Annotated in this window: 18 protein-coding genes; 3 read left to right on the plus strand and 15 right to left on the minus strand. The window is 37.6% G+C overall.

Annotated elements, in window-relative coordinates; translation table 11 throughout:
* Window positions 1–4: 4 nt before the first annotated feature.
* The 11 genes from QMD71_02720 to QMD71_02770 form a co-directional block, all read right to left on the minus strand.
* On the minus strand, window positions 5–3,265 hold the full coding sequence (locus QMD71_02720) for a hypothetical protein (protein ID MDI6839760.1): 3,261 nt from the start codon (window positions 3,263–3,265) through the stop codon (window positions 5–7).
* A 31-nt stretch (window positions 3,266–3,296) separates the two neighbouring features.
* Entirely contained in the window at window positions 3,297–6,266 is a 2,970-nt protein-coding gene (locus tag QMD71_02725) for a TonB-dependent receptor (protein ID MDI6839761.1), read from the minus strand.
* A 105-nt stretch (window positions 6,267–6,371) separates the two neighbouring features.
* On the minus strand, window positions 6,372–6,974 hold the full coding sequence (locus QMD71_02730; GenBank protein ID MDI6839762.1) for a TonB family protein: 603 nt from the start codon (window positions 6,972–6,974) through the stop codon (window positions 6,372–6,374).
* A 101-nt stretch (window positions 6,975–7,075) separates the two neighbouring features.
* Complete coding sequence (locus QMD71_02735; protein MDI6839763.1) at window positions 7,076–7,486, minus strand: biopolymer transporter ExbD; 411 nt, start codon at window positions 7,484–7,486, stop codon at window positions 7,076–7,078.
* 7 nt (window positions 7,487–7,493) lie between these two features.
* Entirely contained in the window at window positions 7,494–7,904 is a 411-nt protein-coding gene (locus tag QMD71_02740) for a biopolymer transporter ExbD (protein MDI6839764.1), read from the minus strand.
* A complete protein-coding gene (locus QMD71_02745; protein ID MDI6839765.1) occupies window positions 7,901–8,518 on the minus strand; it encodes a MotA/TolQ/ExbB proton channel family protein in 618 nt (205 codons plus the stop codon). Before QMD71_02745 ends, QMD71_02740 begins: the two co-directional genes overlap by 4 nt.
* Before the next feature lie 231 nt (window positions 8,519–8,749).
* Window positions 8,750–9,493 (minus strand): lipoate--protein ligase family protein, encoded by a 744-nt coding sequence (locus QMD71_02750; GenBank protein ID MDI6839766.1) that lies wholly within the window; start codon window positions 9,491–9,493, stop codon window positions 8,750–8,752.
* 21 nt (window positions 9,494–9,514) lie between these two features.
* Window positions 9,515–10,144, minus strand: coding sequence for a hypothetical protein (locus QMD71_02755; protein MDI6839767.1), 630 nt, complete (start codon window positions 10,142–10,144; stop codon window positions 9,515–9,517).
* A 1-nt stretch (window position 10,145) separates the two neighbouring features.
* Complete coding sequence (locus QMD71_02760; GenBank protein MDI6839768.1) at window positions 10,146–10,955, minus strand: hypothetical protein; 810 nt, start codon at window positions 10,953–10,955, stop codon at window positions 10,146–10,148.
* 61 nt (window positions 10,956–11,016) lie between these two features.
* Window positions 11,017–11,646, minus strand: a complete 630-nt coding sequence (locus tag QMD71_02765; protein ID MDI6839769.1) for a hypothetical protein — start codon at window positions 11,644–11,646, stop codon at window positions 11,017–11,019.
* Complete coding sequence (locus QMD71_02770; protein MDI6839770.1) at window positions 11,646–12,758, minus strand: hypothetical protein; 1,113 nt, start codon at window positions 12,756–12,758, stop codon at window positions 11,646–11,648. Before QMD71_02770 ends, QMD71_02765 begins: the two co-directional genes overlap by 1 nt.
* A gap of 127 nt (window positions 12,759–12,885) precedes the next feature.
* On the opposite strand from QMD71_02770, the gene QMD71_02775 reads away from it, so the two are divergent.
* Genes QMD71_02775 through murJ form a run of 3 tightly spaced genes read left to right on the plus strand, consistent with a single transcriptional unit; the run spans window position 12,886 to window position 15,767 of the window.
* Window positions 12,886–13,638 carry a creatininase family protein gene (locus QMD71_02775; GenBank protein ID MDI6839771.1) on the plus strand — a complete coding sequence of 251 codons (753 nt, stop codon included), beginning with the start codon at window positions 12,886–12,888 and terminating at the stop codon, window positions 13,636–13,638.
* Window positions 13,639–13,692: 54 nt separating this feature from the next.
* Window positions 13,693–14,460 carry a type I methionyl aminopeptidase gene (gene map / locus QMD71_02780; protein MDI6839772.1) on the plus strand — a complete coding sequence of 256 codons (768 nt, stop codon included), beginning with the start codon at window positions 13,693–13,695 and terminating at the stop codon, window positions 14,458–14,460.
* A complete protein-coding gene (gene murJ / locus QMD71_02785; GenBank protein MDI6839773.1) occupies window positions 14,457–15,767 on the plus strand; it encodes a murein biosynthesis integral membrane protein MurJ in 1,311 nt (436 codons plus the stop codon). Before map ends, murJ begins: the two co-directional genes overlap by 4 nt.
* 165 nt (window positions 15,768–15,932) lie before the next feature.
* Here the strand turns inward: murJ and QMD71_02790 are convergent, their stop codons facing one another.
* The 4 genes from QMD71_02790 to QMD71_02805 all read right to left on the minus strand — a co-directional run bounded on the left by QMD71_02790 (window position 15,933) and on the right by QMD71_02805 (window position 17,165).
* A complete protein-coding gene (locus QMD71_02790) occupies window positions 15,933–16,202 on the minus strand; it encodes a FlgD immunoglobulin-like domain containing protein (protein MDI6839774.1) in 270 nt (89 codons plus the stop codon).
* Window positions 16,183–16,521, minus strand: coding sequence for a hypothetical protein (locus tag QMD71_02795; GenBank protein ID MDI6839775.1), 339 nt, complete (start codon window positions 16,519–16,521; stop codon window positions 16,183–16,185). The genes QMD71_02790 and QMD71_02795 overlap by 20 nt, the downstream gene beginning before the upstream one ends.
* A complete protein-coding gene (locus QMD71_02800; protein ID MDI6839776.1) occupies window positions 16,506–16,730 on the minus strand; it encodes a hypothetical protein in 225 nt (74 codons plus the stop codon). Before QMD71_02800 ends, QMD71_02795 begins: the two co-directional genes overlap by 16 nt.
* A 75-nt stretch (window positions 16,731–16,805) precedes the next feature.
* Window positions 16,806–17,165, minus strand: a complete 360-nt coding sequence (locus QMD71_02805; protein ID MDI6839777.1) for a hypothetical protein — start codon at window positions 17,163–17,165, stop codon at window positions 16,806–16,808.
* Window positions 17,166–17,307 lie beyond the last annotated feature (142 nt).

The following is a 17,307-nucleotide window of genomic DNA, read 5'->3' on the forward strand; positions in this document are numbered from 1 at the left end:
CCTTTTATCTTATTATAGCAAATTTGCCCACTTTTTGTTTACCATCAGTAGTTATAACCTGATAAATATAAAGTCCACTTACACACCTCAATTTCTCATCAGTCAAAAGGTCCCATGCATGAGCACCAGTCCCTGTAATTTCAGTTCTATCTTTCATCCCTCTCACTTCTGTTTCTTTATGTTCAATTGTCTTTATTAGTAGACCAGCGACATTGAATATCCTTATAGTGCATTCTGAAGGTAATCCCTGAAACCATATCTTTTGTTGAAATTTGCTGATGTCCCATGGAGCACGTACATAATAAGGATTTGGAACTACTCTAATACTGTCAAGAGTATAACCCCTTTTATCAGTCTGTTTTGTAGTCCTTAGCTCAAACTTTAATTCAGTAGTTATTTTATTAAGTACCTTTATTTTATAAATGTCACCGAGTTCAGGAGGAATAAGAGTAGTATCTGTAGGTACTTCTAATTTCATTGCCCAATTAGCAGGACTAGCATTGTAGTCAGCTACAGACTTATAAATGCTTATTTTATCTCCATAACTGAGGGTATCAAGTGGTGGTCTATCTACTGTAAATAAGAAAGGAACAGCTGTATCACGAGTGGTATTCCACAGTGTAAAAAGACCGTGCTTACCTCTTAGGTCAATACTGCCTGTATCAGATATAGTAAGTTCATAATCATAATATGGGTCGTAGCCGGGCTTAAGACTGCCCTCAACCCACAATTTCCAATTAGAGTTACCTTTGCTCCACTTGGTTATCTCAGAATCTATTACAGTCTCAGTATCAACAACTGCCCTCGGAATAGCAGCAAGCTTTATATTTAGGCCATCAAATATTGGGAGAGGCTCCCAATTGAAATAATAGCAACTGTCAAGTAATGTGCTACCTGTAGTTTTATTGACCAATCTCCAATAATCAACTCGCATGGTGTCAAGGGTGTCACCAGAAAAGAAAGAAATCGTATAGGTATCACCTGTGACAGTTGTAGGATTTACTACTTTTGCTTCAACTCTCGCATTCCCAATACCAAATTTTACTAATTCACAACTTGCACCCTTAAAGTCAGCTGCCTCCTTAGTCGGAATAGCCCAGTAAGAAGTGCCTGTCTTACCACTCTCAAGTGACCCAATACCAAGCCTCGGAATTGGACGACTAAAAGAAGTAACTGTGTAATAATACTTCATCCCATTTGTAACATCTGTATCAATATAATAATGCTCTAAACCGGTTTCATTACCTACTGTCTCACTTTCATAAGTCCATATTGTAAACTCATCGCCAGAACATGGAGCTAATTCAACACCGGGTTGGTCAGGAATTATATTGCTATCTTTAATCTTTATATAAAATCCATCCAAATAAATAAAAGCACCTGATACATAACCGGGGTCAGCTGGATACGGCGTCTCCTCTTTTGTATCCATTATACAATATCCTATACCACTGTCTGGAGCATTTTTATTATATAAATAAATTCTCTCATCTGTCAGATTTTGTAGTATAAAACTAAATTCTGAGTCAAATGTGATTCTATATCTCCTTGTCGCAAACCATGTATGGAAGATGTCGGCGGAAAGAGTAGTGTCAATGCCTTCAAATGAGATAGTTGCCTTTGATGTTCCCTTAGTGTATTTAACTATCACTGTATCTTGTGTCTTTGAGCCTAATAAGTCATAGGTTGCTAAACATTTCCAATCCTCTGGAAGACCGCTCCTACTTTTATAAACCTTATAGCCCTCAAAAGTATGCTCTTTTGACATCGGGCATACATAGCTTTCAGGACGTGAACTCCATGAAATATAAACTTTTTTATCACCAGGGATGACAGAAAAATCAGGTGAAGGAGGTGGCGAAAATCCAAGATAACCTGAATTGAATTGCTCTAATGCATACCTTGCTTTCTCCTTTAGCTCATCAAGAGTATGGGCAGCAATGACTGCTACAGTAAATGTTATTTCTTCGTTTGGCTTTAGTTCAGGATAAGGACCGCTGCAAGAGAGTTGCCTCATATCACCCGGAGACCCAGCTACCATAAAATCAGGACAGCCGGGTCGCTCAGTAGCCAAAACCATATACTTAAGAGAATCCTGAGCATCGTCATCTACTAACATACCAAATTCTTCTACCCTCATCCAGTACTGGAATCCAGTAAACCCAATGTTACCCGGAGTCTCACATAGCACAGCGCCCATATAACCTGCAGCAGTTTGCCAGCCAGGTTCATAACCGTCGGAATCGTAAGTATAGCCTAAATTTAGCTCCCTATCATAGCCAATTAAATCATCCTCAGCTCCCTGGTCTGTTGCAGTTATTCCAGACCCTATATCATTATCCATAAAGTAGCCTACATAAACATTTTTTAATGGGAATGGGTTCATATTCCTTATCTTCCAGTTTAAATAAATATATGCATTGTTGTAATCATAATTCCATGAATATGTACGCTGTTCTACCCTTATACCAAGTCCCCAAACATCGTAAGCGCCTGCATTCCTAACCCAGATACAACTTGCATCCTTCTCAGGTATCCAATCACCAGCACAAGCATAAGTATCCTCTATTGATATAATATCACCTTTTGCAGGATTAACCCATAATGTAGTATCTTCTCTTCTTTTATTTATAGCTGTATCCGCAAATGGCCATAGTGCTTGATACTCCTCTTGTGCCATACCCGGTTGCTTAAAAATGAAACTACCCTCATGTGTATATCCATACCCAGTAGGAAGTATTTGAGTACTAAAGGCTAATCCCCTACCAGATATATCACCAGCCTCACCAGTATTCTCAAGTTCAGGTATACTCATACCACCTAAATCTGAATAATAAGCACCTTTACTGACACGCCTTTGCCAAATTGTATCCCCATCCTGTATTTTAGGGTATAGTGCACCAACCCATGGACCTGAAGCCCAATTATAATATTGTTTAGAACCAGCCGGATATTCACCACAAAGCCCCCACATACCTGCATCCATCATTGGAAAAGTAGCTGCTACACAATTCCAAGTGCCATCAAAGTAGCCACATGCAGGAGGACGTGGAAAGACACCTCCCTGTAAAGTATTGCTTACTGTCCAGTCCTTTAAATCACCTGCTCCAGTCCAATGAATCCACCAGAAATCAGCCGGCTTATTAGTGACCTCAGTCATTGTTCCCTTTGAACCGACCTTATATGTTTGAATTTTATATGGCTGATAGTAACTGAATAATTGAGCTCCAATAAATACGAGTAATAAAGTGAAAAAGTATCTCATCTTACCTCCATTAAATTTTGACATTTGAGCTTTAAAACTTGAGTTCTACTCCAACATTAATTATTCTTGGATTACTATAATTTGTTGGGTCGTTACAATACCACTTCCAGTTAGCAAGATTAGCCTCATACATTTCACGTGCACTGCTATAACCAGCATCTCTATATACACTCTCATAGTAAGTCGGGTCCCAATCCGGAGGGTCACCATCATTATCTGGCTTACCTGTCATCGAATACACATCTACTACATTCTTAGTATTAAGTAGATTTTGGACAACCCCAAATAAGCTAAAATCTAAGCTACCAAATTTAAATCCTTTATCAATTCTTAGGTCTATATTACTTGTGGATGGCATCCGCTTTGACCCTAATTCAAGTACCATACCTTTTGGGCTTCTCGGCGTGTAAGGAGCACCTGACATAAAACTGAAACTGAGCCCAGTAATTAACCCATAAGGAAGAGGAAGAATCAGATTGCCTTTAACTGTGTGTGTTATATCATACTCTAAAGGATATTCCCTTTGAGGTGGATTACCGGTCCCACCATAATAATAGTAAAAATAAAAAGCTTCCCTTGCCGATGAACCGGTTCCTTTTGCATCTTGGAATGAATAGGAAATAGAACCAAGCGGTCCCCTTAATATCAAGTCTATACCTTTAACTACTGCAAAATCATCTAATTTATAGATGGTGTAGGAGGCTAGCTTCTTATGAAATATAGTGTACATCTGGCGTGTTGATAATAAAGTTTTAACATCCTTATAATAAGCCGAAATTTCACCCGCTAAGTATGGAGTAAATGCATACCTGAAGCCACCTTCATACATAATCTCCTTTTGGGGTGGTAAATTTGGGTTTCCAATTGTTGGCCATCCATTTGTTATATCAGCTTCTAAGTTTTGGTAAATATCAGCAAAATTTAATGGCTGAAAGAAGTGACCATAATTAGCATACATTACTGCTTTATCAGTGACCGAATAAGAGATACCTAATCTTGGCGAAAATTGAGACTTTGGTTTTGCTTGCTCTCTACCTGCTTCAAGTGAATCCAATCTTATATAAAAACTTGACCTCGGGTCAAAATAATCAAACCTTATCCCTGTTTTCAGCACCATATCCTCATACTCAATTTTATCACTTAAGTATGCATCTACAGTTATTGGCTCCTTATTATAATGGTCTATATATGGGTTTTCATTTATAAAACGTAGGTCAGTAAGCCTAAGTGAATGCTTCTCAATCTCAGCACCAAACTTAACTTCATTGTATCTGTTCACCTGAGAAGTGAGCTGTAAACTTGCTGAAGAACGGGTAGTATTCCTATCATGCCATATAGGAGAGAAATAATAACCAAATCTTCTCCATTCATCAGCATTATATCTTATCATATATAATCCTCCGGATGGCTCAATAGAATCCTCATAAGCTGCACCTATCTCAATATATTTACGGATGTCATCAATATATTTAGCAAGATTAAATTTGTGGTAGTATACAAATGTAGTCTCATCCTTCTGATATATAAGTGAATCTCCATTTGGAACTGATTTCCCTACTAAAAATGTACCTGTTTGATAACATCTATTATTTAATGCATCTAAAATATCTTCAATTCTATTGGTATCCCATACCCATTCGCCAGTGTTAGGATTCCAGTGTCCCAGTCTTTGTTTTTCATAATACCACATCCAAGCACGCTCCTCAGACCAGCCATCTTTCCATTTCTTCCATTCAGGGTCATACAAGCCAGAATCTCTTGCCATATCTACCCATGCTAACCTTGTCCCAATTGCATTAAAATCGTGGTAATCACGACCATTTTGTGAACTACGCTTATGGTAAGTATTAAATCTGCCCACATTTATAGTATAAAAAGTCTTTGAAGATACAGTATGAGTTAACTTCAAGTTAATTTGTGAATTCCCTCTCTTATAAAGTGGTAAATCATCTATCCATGCACCACGCGAAAATGCATGATTGTATGGGTGATATTCTCTGTATGCGTAATTGCTTGTTAGTGTTGTCTTAATGGTATTAGATAAACGCCACGCAAGTTTTAAAGTCCCCTTTTGCTCTACACCATCGTTATGAGGAAGATAAGAATCATACCTCCTTAAGCCACCAGAAGAAAAGAAAGTAGCATTTTTAAGCCAAGGCAAAGGACCACCAAGTGTGATGCTTAAATCGTTAAGTCCAAAATTATATCCTTGATCAAATACAGACACTGAATCAAGCTTATATAATTTAGAACTTTTACTAAAGATTTGGTCTGTTGTATACTTTAACCCCCCACCATAAGTTAGTTCACCTTCCCTTGTCACCACATTTACAACACCAGACATAGCATTCCCATATTCGGCATCAAAGCCACCCGAAATCATGAGCATCTCAGAAATAGCATTGTTATCAAGAATTGCACCTGATTGCCCGTAAACAGGGTCAGTAGTATTTATACCATCTACAACATACACAACCTCATCAGCTCTACCACCTCTTATATGTAGACCACCAGACCGTGAGCGACCAGTCTCAACTGAACCCGTCTGTAAAGCAATAACATCCTCGTAATCAGTTACAGGGAGTTGTGTTATCTCTTTACCTGACATACGTTTGGCTGAAGCTGTCACATCTCTCTCAATTATTGGACGCTTTGCAGTTACTACTACCTCTTTAGCCCTTATCACAGTGGGTGCAAGCTTAAAGTTTACAGTCGTAGTCATATCTATAGAAACTACAACATTCTCCACTCTCATACTATCGTAGCCCATCATGGTGGCAACTACAGAGTAAGTCCCTACTGGAACATTGACAATTATGTATTCACCATTTAAATCAGCAGCCGCCCCTAATGTAGTGCCTGCAATCACTATATTTGCAAATGGGAGTGCTCCACCTGTGCTTTTGTCAGTTACTGTGCCCCTTATCTTACCAGTTGTCTGGCCAAAGATATTGCAAAATATACCAAAAGAAAGAATAAAAAATAAAATCTTCCTTAACATTTTACACCTCCTTGCAAAAATTCCAAGTCTTTGGAATTTAGATATTGTTTAACCCCGATAAAATTGGGGTTGCATTTAGAATTTTTCATCTGTTTACATCAATAATTATTTTTCAAGTACAAATCTGACAGGCACTTGAACTCGTACGGGTACAGGTCTATCACGTTGCTTAGCAGGTGAAAATATCCATTTACGCGCCGCATTTATAGCTGATTGGTCACACAACTCGTGTAAAGATTTTGTTACCTTAATATCAACAACTCTCCCAGTTGTATCTACTATAACTTCCAAGAAAACAGTTCCCTCAATCTCAGCCTTACGAGCAAGCTCAGGATACTCTGGTTCTATATAATATTCAAGCTTTGGCTTTACTTCTACAGCCCAAAACTCGTAAACCGTGGCCTTAAGTTCGGGTGGCTTTTTCCATGACTCTTCAAACACTGTACGGTCAATTGTAGACGCCTCCACTTCTTCATCAGTCTTCGCTGCCACAGGCATCATTGGCTTAGGAGGTGGAGGTGGCTCCTTTAGTTGCTGTAGCTGAGGAGGTAGTTCTATGGTCCTGATAGGTATTGCTGCTTTTAGCTTGTAAGGCTTGGGTTTAGTTTCAGGAATAAATAAACAAGCTAAACAGAGTATAACAAGTGTTATCAGGAGACCAAGTTTTGTATAGAATGGTGTCATTTCTTTTAAATCCCTACTATTCATTCAGTTGTCATTGCAAGCCCCGAGATTCCTCGCCTGTCATTGCGAGGGACAAAGTCGCGAAGCAATCTCTTGACAGACTCGGAACGGGCTTTACAATCTGATTAAACTCCCTTTTCCTTTAAAGTACTAAGTGATACTTTCAACGCTTTTGCTTCTTTCAGCTGGTCAAAAATATCTGAGAGAATACCATACTCTGTATCCTTGTCCATAAGGATAGAAACAATTATATCCGGGTTTGTAGTTACCTTTCTTATCATTATCAAACTAACATAATCGCTCTTTACTATATTATCATCTATTGATATTGCACCCTCACTTGAGACCCAGACATGGGCAATATTTCTACTTGGTATTTTCTTTGTCGCCGCCGCCAGTGGTAATGTTACTCGGAGCCCACGCTCTGCCCTAAACACAACTGTACACATAAAAAAAATTATAAGTAAAAATGAAATGTCCGCCATAGAGCAAGTTGGAATTCGTGGAGTCTCACGTGTTGGTTTACCGAGTCTCATAATAAATTTACTCTTTCTCTACTCTTGGTGGCGCAAAAGCAATACGCTCCGCATCTGCAAGACGGAGCTCATCAAATACCTTTATTACTTTATCATACTTGCACTTGCGGTCCACAGTTAATGAGAATACAAGTGAATCATTTTCAGTAAGCATATGTTTAGCTTTTTCCTTTATATCAGGAAGTGGAACTTCATCTTCACCAATCTTTACCTGACCTGCTGCATTGACAAACACATTTGCAATATTTGTGCTCTTAATTTTGACTTCCTCACCCTTTTCTGGCAAGACTATTTGAAGCCCCTTTTCTGTAAAGAAGCCAGTTGTTACTAAAAAGAAAATTAGCAAAAGAAAAGCGATGTCAGCCATTGAAGCTGTAGGAATATCTGGTGATATTGTAGCTCTTTGTTTAAGTTTCAAGGTTTCTCCTCTAATAGAAATGTGACAAGCTCAGTTGCAGTTGATTCCATCGTCCTTGTAAATGCATTGCCTCTTGTAGTAAAATAAACATGGAAGATGACAATAGGGAAAGCAATTGTGAGCCCAGTAGCTGTCGTAACCAAAGCCTCTGAGATACCACTCGCTACAAGGGTGGGCTCTACTTCGCCCGCTATTGCTATTGCTTGGAATGCATGAATCATACCTGAGACAGTGCCAAGAAAACCTAAAATTGGAGCTATTACACTTACAGCAGCAAGCATATTTAAGCCACGGTCAAGGAAGGCAAGCTCTGTAGTCCCAGCATTTCTGATTGCCTCCTCAAGAGTCGCCTTCTGTGGTCCTACTTTCTTATAGGCAGTAAGAGCTGCTTCAGTAATCCTTGCTACAGGTGAAAGATAATGTTTGCAGTAAATAATTGCTTTATCCACCCCTTCGCTCTTTAATGCTTTCATTAAACCACTCTTAAACTCATTAATGTCGATTCTTGCCTTCCAGTAAGAAATGAATCTCTCAATTATATAAGCAGCTCCTATAATAATACATCCTGTAAGTGGCCACATATAAATTCCGCCTACTTTCCAATAAGCTACCATTTTACCTCCCTTTATTTTTAAATACTAAATATAGATTTTTAAGTTGTCAAGTTTTTTTTCTTTGTTGAATAAATATTTTTGGCACCTTTGATTTTCAACCTCTGACTTGGTTTTAGACAATTTTGACCTTGTCATTCTGAACGAAGTGAAGAATCTCATAAATCGGTGTCAATCAAGGTATTGCAAGTTTTGTAAAGCGAATTATTCAACAAAGCAAGTTTTTTTTTAACCTTATAATTTTTTATATTTAGGTAATAACTTATTTGCAAGTTCTACCTCCTTGGATTTAAGAGTTCCTTCTACAATTTTCACACCCATTGCTTTAATTCCATTTTTTATAGCTTCTATAATTTCTTCAAATTTAAAATCACGACCTATAATTTGTGAAAGTCCAACGACAGGTACACTTAATAGGGGTAATTCATGAATTACCCCTACAGAATTTATTGGAATAGTCCCTTGCTGAAGGACAAACTCGCTATCCCTTCGCTGAGCACTACCAAGTATCTTTTTGCCATTCACTTGTAGTTCATATCGGGATATAGAACTAAAACATAGAGGATTATGCTCGTAATGTCCCTTACTAATACGGACAAGTTGTGATTCAATGCCGAGAGTATTCAGCCCAAGCCTAAATATAAGACTTATCTTTCTATAAGTTCCAAGTAGACTACCACCAAATATTGGGTTAGTGGTAGGAATTACAAGTGAGTAAGTGAGGTCCCCATTATGTATTACAGCTCTGCCACCTGTGGGTCTTCGAACAACATCTATTCCATAAGCTTTGCATTTATTGATATCTATATCTGAAAGAGACTGTAGATACCCAATTGTGATTGCAGGGGGTGAGAATGTATAAAACCGTAAAGTTGGTTCTCCTCCGTGCTTTAAAGATTCAAACAATGCCTCATCAAGTGCCATATTATAAAAACCATTTGCTGGACATGTATTTATCACTCTAAGATAATTTTGCATTTTTATATTTGATTTTTGATATTATATTAGATGTAGCCAATCGTGTAATAAAAAGTGAATCCTACCAATTAGTAATGATAATCTTGCCATCACTGTATAGCCAAATGATGCCCCAAATGAAATCATAATAAATGTCATGCCAATTCTAACGGGTACCTTGAATAACCCTTTGTGCTCTTTTGAGAAATAAAAGAAGAGAAAGGTCGTTATTACACCTATAATTAAAATAATGTTGTTGATACTCTCCACAACGTTACCAGGAATTACAAGTGGTAGGAAAGTAGCTTTTATCTGTGGAAGTATATACCCATGGATACCAGCAACAATTCCTATACCTGAACCAATCCCCATAGTAAAGGCGATTGCCCACCTCGATATCCAACTAATCTGTGGGATTATACGGAGAATCATAATTATTCCAAAAAATGCTGGAATGATTAGTATCCATCTTACTGTTCCTGCACTTGTTATGAACTTATCAATAAGCATTGGCTTTATATTGAAAAAGTAAAAGTATACAAGCATGTAAGCAGCAGATGAACCAACATAAAGGTGTTCAGCAAATTTGTAAAATGGATTATCTTTATAAAGGAAAGAAAAGATGCAAAGTGTCAAAAAAGCAGCTACCCAAGTTCCTACAATAATAGACAACTTACTTCCTCCTTATCGCAAAGTAGCCTATATTACCTAACAGTATAAAAACTATTATAGCTATATGAGCAACTGACTGAGCAGTCATACCAACGATTCCTCTACCACTGCTCTCTACTAATTTTTCATACTCTGCTGCCCCTTTTAACCCGCCAATGAGACCATCAATTTGACCAGCTTGAAGATATGGATACCAATCAGGTGTGGTAACGGCAGTGCCACCAAGTACTATCTTTTGCCCAAATTGAGCACCTGCAAGTCTTACCCAGAAGTCGCCGGTTGCTCCTGCCTCAAGTCCAATTAATAACCCAATATCTCTGTAGTTATGAATTGCTCTCATCATGGGTAACGAATCGAGTAGAACACCAGCGTAATCAGAAGCAAAGAAATCCCTTATTTCTCTCCCAATACCAATCATAATAGCTTCTGTGCCAGGTCTATAGCCTATATTTACATAATCCTTACCATATTCCTTATTATACTCTTTTGCAACTTGTACTAATGCAGATTGACCCAATGGAAAGCCAAGTGGCCAGTGACACATTACTATTACCTTTAAATCCTTCTTAAATGCATGACGTAAAATAGCAAGTAGCATTGGCTGTAATTCAGGCTCAGCTGAAGGCTCGTAATCAATGGAAAAAAGAACCGACGAACTAGTTGGTAGTTTTTCCATAGAATCATATGCAGATTGCACAGGAGGGCTTACTTTTATTTCTAAAACAATTTTTGTAAGAAGCGGTATTATTATACAAATGGCAATAATTACATAAATATACCTCCTGTCTATAGTAGCAAGCTTTTTAAACATTGATGTAAACAGATATACTCATTGATGTAAACAGAGTTTCAGTCTACCTCAATGAAAATCATTATCTTAAATAAGTACGTTCTATACCAAGTATAATTCGTAAAGAGGTAGCAATCATACCAAGCGCAATACCTATAAGGATACCACGTTTGGCTGCCATCTGTGGGATATTCATAATCCACTCAGCTACATCCGGGAACTTACTCCATATTATATCACCAACTGGAACTCTACCAATCATAACTAATGCACCAGCTATAAGTAAAAGGGCTGCATCTATGTTCCTTGCCCTAAATGCACGATAAGCAGCTGATGTGATAAAAAATGCAAGTAATGAGAACATAGTTGCTGAAAGTGGGACAAAAATGTTGTTATAGTACCACATAAATGGAGTGCCAGTCTCAAATATACCATATTTAACACCAGAGTAAAAGCCTACTGATAAAGTGGTAATCATAGCTCCTATAAGGACTGTTGAATAGCCAAAACCAGCTTCACGACGTAGAATTTTTCTTGTATGAACTTTGGCTAAAGTCATAAGCCCTAAAACCATCGTAAACCCTACAATAATTGCATACCACTGTAGGAATGTAGATTGAAGTCCACCAATTGGGTCATGGGGAATAAAAAAACCAATAATGATAAGAAAGCCTGTTATAAATGTAATAGTTAAAGGAACTGCTCTCTTCATCAGAAACTACTAAACCAGTTGATAAAATTGAATGCCAAACTCTTTAATATCCCTACATTGCTTAGAGTCACAAATAAAATACCAATACTAATTAGTATCATAATAATTATTTTAGCATAGTCTTCACCTTTTATGCTACCCAGCATAGTAGGCTCCTTTGAAAGGTAGCTTGAGGCTGCAAACATCTCTTCACCAATCAATGTATAGTCACAGGCAGCTACAAAGAATGGTAATTGGGTAGTTGCAGGAGTGCCAGCAATTTGTATAGCTCCTATGGAAGCACCTGTCTCCGCTAATATGAGAGCTTCTGCAAAAAAATAACCCTGAAGAAATACAGCACCAGGTTTTTCTCTTAATATAATACCATCTACACCAGCAGCATAACCAAATTGGTCAGCTGTAAGATAAAATATTTTTGATTCATCATAAGTATCAGGCCTACCTGCTTCCATATGAGCCTGTTTTACAGTCTCCTGTGCTGCACTCATAACAACAGGGTCGTAGCAGGGGACAATAAGTGTAGTCCCATATTCAGCAGCCTTCTTAGCAACCCTACCTAAGATTGACAGAGATGCAATTGTTGAGATTTCACTCATATCGCTCAGTCCAGTGAGATAAAGGATTGACTTACCTAACTCAGTAGCCCTGCCAACTGCCTCATCTACAGCCTCAAGACCAGAAATCTTACGTATGAAAAGAGACTTCTTTATTTTAGCTTTCTTTATATAATAAAGTAAAAAACTACAAAAAATGATGCCTAAAATTAATGCATTCCATCGCTTGTGATGAAACCACTGAGCAGAAGAGACCACAGGACCAGATGGCTCAGAATCTGTATACCCTGTGGGCGAAACTGCCCTTACCTTATACCAATAAGGTTCGCCATCTTTTGTAGAGTTGTCTTCAAACCTATTTGAACCAGGAGGTGGAGTTGCGATTAAGTTGTATTCTTCAGTTGATAATTTTCTAAATACCTCATAATAAGAAAGTAGCGAATCATCTGGCGACAGCTCCCATTCAATTGAAATAGAACCACCTTTATCATTAGGAGTGTCAAAAACTTGTACCTTTAGTGGAGGAGAAATTTGGAATAGTAAAATCAGTATCCACATTCACCTTAAACAATATGGAATCTATTAAATTTGTCAAGAAAAATAATTTAAAGGATACCACAGCTAAGTAATATTGGATTAAAATTTGTTGACTTACAAGAAAAATAAAATAAAATATAAAAATATTATGGATAAATACTTATTAGAAGAAATGACATGGAAGGAGGCACAAAAGAAGTTTAAGGAGACAGATATTGCTATATTACCAGTTGGAAGCCTTGAACAGCACGGGCCACATTTACCATTGTCTACTGATGCATTTGATGCTTGCTGGCTATCAAAAAAGGCGGTTGAAAGAATTGCTGGCTCAAAACCTATCATCCTACCTCCAATAAATTATGGCATCTCTTACCATCATATGGCTTTCACAGGCACTATATCTATTTCACCAGAAACTCTAATATCAATAGTTTATGACATTGGAGTTTCACTTGTTACTCATGGGATCAAAAAATTGCTTATCATAAATGGACATGGTGGGAATACACCTGCACTTGAGTGCGCTGCTCAAAAATTGAATTATGAGAAAGGACTTATGGTATTCATTGACTCAGGCGAAATAGCTTCAAAGGAGCATAAAGAGATTGTTAAGACTAAAAACGATGTCCACTCCGGTGAATATGAGACATCAACTTCATTAGCTAATCGTGAAAAGCTTGTAAAAAGAGATAAATTAACAAAGAATATACCAAAATTTGCATCCCCATATCTTGCATTTTCAAACGGAAACCAAGTTACATGGGTATTTGAGACTCATAAACTATCCAAATCCGGAGTCATTGGTGATGCCACATTGGCTTCAAAATCTAAAGGTAAAAAGTTATGGACAGCTCATATAAAAAACATTGTAGAATTTATAGAACATTTAAAAAATATATAAACTATCATTGTTTTCATATGTAATTTAGCATTTAGAATTTGTTAGCATTTACTAATGATTACTTTAAAATCTACAAGAGAAATTAAGTTGATGCGTGAAGTTGGTAAAATTGTAGGTGACTTGTTAAAAGAAATTGAAAGTATGATTGCACCTGGAATAACTACACTCAAGCTTGATAAGTTTGCCGAGAAGTTTATAAAAGAGCGTGGTGGCATACCTGCTTTCAAGGGTTATATTCCAGCTTTCAAAAGATATTACCCATATACACTTTGTACATCTGTAAATGAGTCAGTTGTCCATGAGATGCCTTCCCATCGCATACTTAATGAAGGCGATATTGTCTCAGTTGATGTAGGTGTATTTTATAATGGATATTATGGAGATGCAGCTTGCACTTTTTCGGTTGGCAAAATAGATGATGAGAAAAAGCTTCTGTTAAAAGTGACTCAAGAAGCTCTTTATAAGGGGATTGATAAAGCAAGAGATGGTAACAGGCTATCAGATATATCAAACGCAATCCAAACGTGGGTTGAGTTGCATAACTTCTCCGTAGTACGCGATTTTACAGGCCATGGAATAGGAAGTTCACTTCACGAAGAACCGACTGTGTTGCACTTTGGTCCACCACACCGTGGTCCAAGACTCGTGAAAGGGATGACACTTGCAATTGAGCCAATGGTGAATGCTGGGACATGGAAAGTAAAAGTTTTACACGATGGCTGGAGAGCTGTAACACAAGACAGTAAACCATCTGCTCATTTTGAGCATACAGTTGCAATAACAGATTCTGATACAAAGATTCTGACCCTTCCAAGTGTATGATTCAAAACAAAATTGTAAAAGGGGCATTGGGATTTGGGATTGGGACAGGTATCTCACGAATACTTGGTCTTGTACGAGAGATAGTATTTGCATACATTTTTGGGGCAAGCTGGGTGATGGATGCATTTAGGGTTGCGTTTAGAATTCCTAACTTGTTAAGAGACCTACTCGCAGAGGGAACACTGACACCTGCTTTTTTACCAATGTTTTCAGACTACCATACACATGAAGGGAGGGAGATTGCAAGTAGATTTGTAAGTCTTGTGTTTGGGGCAATGCTTATAATTACAGGTGGAATAACAGTGATTGGAATATTCTTTGCCCCTTTGTGGGTTAAACTTATATCATTTGGTTTTACTAAGTATCCTGATAAATTCTGGCTCACTGTTGACTTAACTCGTATTATGTTTCCTTTTCTTATATTTATTACTATAAGTGCGCTTGTTATGGGAATCTTGAACTTCTTTAACCATTTTTTTACTACTGGTATAGCATCAGGCTGGTTTGATATTGCAGTTATTGCACTTGGACTGTTATTTGCTACTAAATTAGGAGCTACATCAATTGCAATTGGTGCTCTTATTGGTGGAGCACTACAGCTTGCTTATCAATTGCCACTACTTAAAAAAGAGAAGTATTTATGCATGCCTAAATTTAAATTTAATCAAGATGTTAAAAAGGTACTACTTTTAATGACTCCAATTTCAATTGGGTACGGAGCTTCAAAAATAAATGTAGTAGTCAATACGCTTATTGCATCATTCCTTGAACATGGTGCAATATCGTGGCTTGAGTATGCATTTAGGCTTATGTTTGTATCAGTCGGCGTTATTGGAGTAGCACTCTCTAATGCATTACTCCCTTTTGCAGCAAGAGAGCTTTCAGTTGATAATCGTGAAGAGTTTAAACGGACAGTGTATACTTCAGTATTATATGGATTATTGCTTGCTATCCCAGTATCTATTATATTATGGATAGTTGCTCAACCTGTGTGTAAAATTATCTATCAGCATGGAAGTTTTTTAGCCTCTGACACTATTACAACAGCACAAGCACTTAAATTTTATTGTGTTGGAATAACTGGACTTATTTTAGCAAGAATTTTGGCAACCGGGTTTTATGCATTGAAAGAAACCAAAACACCAATGAATGTAAGCTTCATTACAGTAGCAGTAAATGCAGTATGTGCACTCACACTTGTGAGAGTTCTTGATTTTAAAGGAATTGCACTCGCCGCCTCAATATCTAACCTTGTAAATGCAGGCATCTTAGGATCATTATTAAAGGAAAGAATGCGTAAAATTTGAAAATTATGGGAAAAGGGACCAACAAAATAATTAGTAGTCCGTCACCTATTTTGCAACTTACACTGTGCATCTGCTACTGCTGAAAACAATAAGGCAGTCGCTATTCCTACTAATGTCTTCATTTTTCTTACCCCCTTATTAAAGATCGGGACATGAAACTAAAAATTACCTCAAAATGATCGCTTTTCTTATCTCTTTAAAACCATCTATCTCTAAACTACAGAAATATATACCAGTCGGCATGCTATTTCCGTCCCTGTTTTTTCCATCCCAAACTGTTGCAAAATAGCCAGTGCTCTTCTTTTCTTTGTCGATTAGCGCTCTCACTGTTTGACCAGTGATATTATAAATCTTTAAAGACACCACACTCGGTGTAAGCACTTGATAATAAATACTAATTTGAAAACCAAATGGATTAGGAAAGATCTGAAGCAATTTTGCATTTCGTATTAGGCATCCTATATTTTTTTTCGTCTTTCTCTTTTATGCCAGTCTCATAATAATATATCAAATCACATGCACCGTCGACAACCCAACCATTGTGTATATTTACAAAATAAACCGAAAATGGACAGTATATACTAATGCCCGTGTGAGTAGCACACCAACGTCCACTACTGTAATGGAGTATCTTTAGAGAATCTGGCATATCCGAGTATCCACTCCCTACTGCCCAACCTTCTTTTTCAGTAGGAAAACATACGTCATAAAGAAAAAGACCAGAAGATAGGGGGGAGTCTAGACTGCACTCCATTCGTTCCCATCCCAATGAACTATTTCTTTCCCTACTGCCCAACCATCGGTAGGACTTGTGAAACAAATTGAAGACAATGACCCTTCAATTGGGTTACTTACTTCGTTCCAGCTATCACCATCATAGTGAAGCATAACACCGTCCCCATTAATATCATATCCAACAATCCATCCATCAATGGAAGAAACAAAGTACACCGCCGCAAACATACCTGTGACAGGGCTCTCTACAATACTCCAACTGTCACCATCCCAATGAAGAATAGTGCCGTAGTAGCCAACTGCTCAACCATTAGTAGATGAGAGAAAAAAAACTGAGTGTAGATTTTGGGTTGTTGAACTTACGACCGTACTCCATACACTCCCATTATATTGAATTATAGTGCCATGGTTACCAACTGCCCAGCCAGTATCTGGATTCACAAAGTAAACTGACCAGAGCCATTCTCCAGTTGGACCACTTACAATACTCCAACTATTACCATCATAGTGGATTATTGTTCCGTCTTCGCCGACTGCCCAGCCATTGTTCTCAGCTACAAAACATACAGAGAACAACACCTTTTTAGCTGGATTTTGCATGCTTTCCCAACTTCCATTCACAAACCCAAACACATTCCTAACATTGAATAATAAAACTACCATATTGGTACTAATCTAAATAATCTCATCTTACACCTCCTTAAGTTTTTTGAGGCTATTTAGCATTCCATAAATGCTCATCTATCAACTCTGAACTTGATTCAGGGTATAAGCACCGATAAAAATGCTATCACCTCCTGTTTCC

The organism is bacterium (assembly GCA_030018315.1).
Lineage (GTDB): Bacteria > Hydrothermota > UBA3073 > JACQXS01 > JAGMCI01 > JASEGA01.

Excerpts from the sequence above, each read along its gene's own strand:
- QMD71_02720 (MDI6839760.1), bottom strand. The coding sequence starts at position 3,265 with ATGAGATACTTTTTCACTTTATTACTCGTATTTATTGGAGCTCAATTA.
- QMD71_02730 (MDI6839762.1), bottom strand. The coding sequence starts at position 6,974 with ATGAATAGTAGGGATTTAAAAGAAATGACACCATTCTATACAAAACTT.
- QMD71_02765 (MDI6839769.1), bottom strand. The coding sequence starts at position 11,646 with ATGAAGAGAGCAGTTCCTTTAACTATTACATTTATAACAGGCTTTCTT.
- QMD71_02745 (MDI6839765.1), bottom strand. The coding sequence starts at position 8,518 with ATGGTAGCTTATTGGAAAGTAGGCGGAATTTATATGTGGCCACTTACA.
- QMD71_02750 (MDI6839766.1), bottom strand. The coding sequence starts at position 9,493 with ATGCAAAATTATCTTAGAGTGATAAATACATGTCCAGCAAATGGTTTT.
- QMD71_02770 (MDI6839770.1), bottom strand. The coding sequence starts at position 12,758 with ATGTGGATACTGATTTTACTATTCCAAATTTCTCCTCCACTAAAGGTA.
- QMD71_02775 (MDI6839771.1), top strand. The coding sequence starts at position 12,886 with ATGGATAAATACTTATTAGAAGAAATGACATGGAAGGAGGCACAAAAG.
- map (MDI6839772.1), top strand. The coding sequence starts at position 13,693 with ATGATTACTTTAAAATCTACAAGAGAAATTAAGTTGATGCGTGAAGTT.
- QMD71_02795 (MDI6839775.1), bottom strand. The coding sequence starts at position 16,521 with ATGGAGTGCAGTCTAGACTCCCCCCTATCTTCTGGTCTTTTTCTTTAT.
- murJ (MDI6839773.1), top strand. The coding sequence starts at position 14,457 with ATGATTCAAAACAAAATTGTAAAAGGGGCATTGGGATTTGGGATTGGG.
- QMD71_02805 (MDI6839777.1), bottom strand. The coding sequence starts at position 17,165 with ATGGTAGTTTTATTATTCAATGTTAGGAATGTGTTTGGGTTTGTGAAT.
- QMD71_02800 (MDI6839776.1), bottom strand. The coding sequence starts at position 16,730 with ATGTTTGCGGCGGTGTACTTTGTTTCTTCCATTGATGGATGGATTGTT.
- QMD71_02735 (MDI6839763.1), bottom strand. The coding sequence starts at position 7,486 with ATGAGACTCGGTAAACCAACACGTGAGACTCCACGAATTCCAACTTGC.
- QMD71_02760 (MDI6839768.1), bottom strand. The coding sequence starts at position 10,955 with ATGTTTAAAAAGCTTGCTACTATAGACAGGAGGTATATTTATGTAATT.
- QMD71_02725 (MDI6839761.1), bottom strand. The coding sequence starts at position 6,266 with ATGTTAAGGAAGATTTTATTTTTTATTCTTTCTTTTGGTATATTTTGC.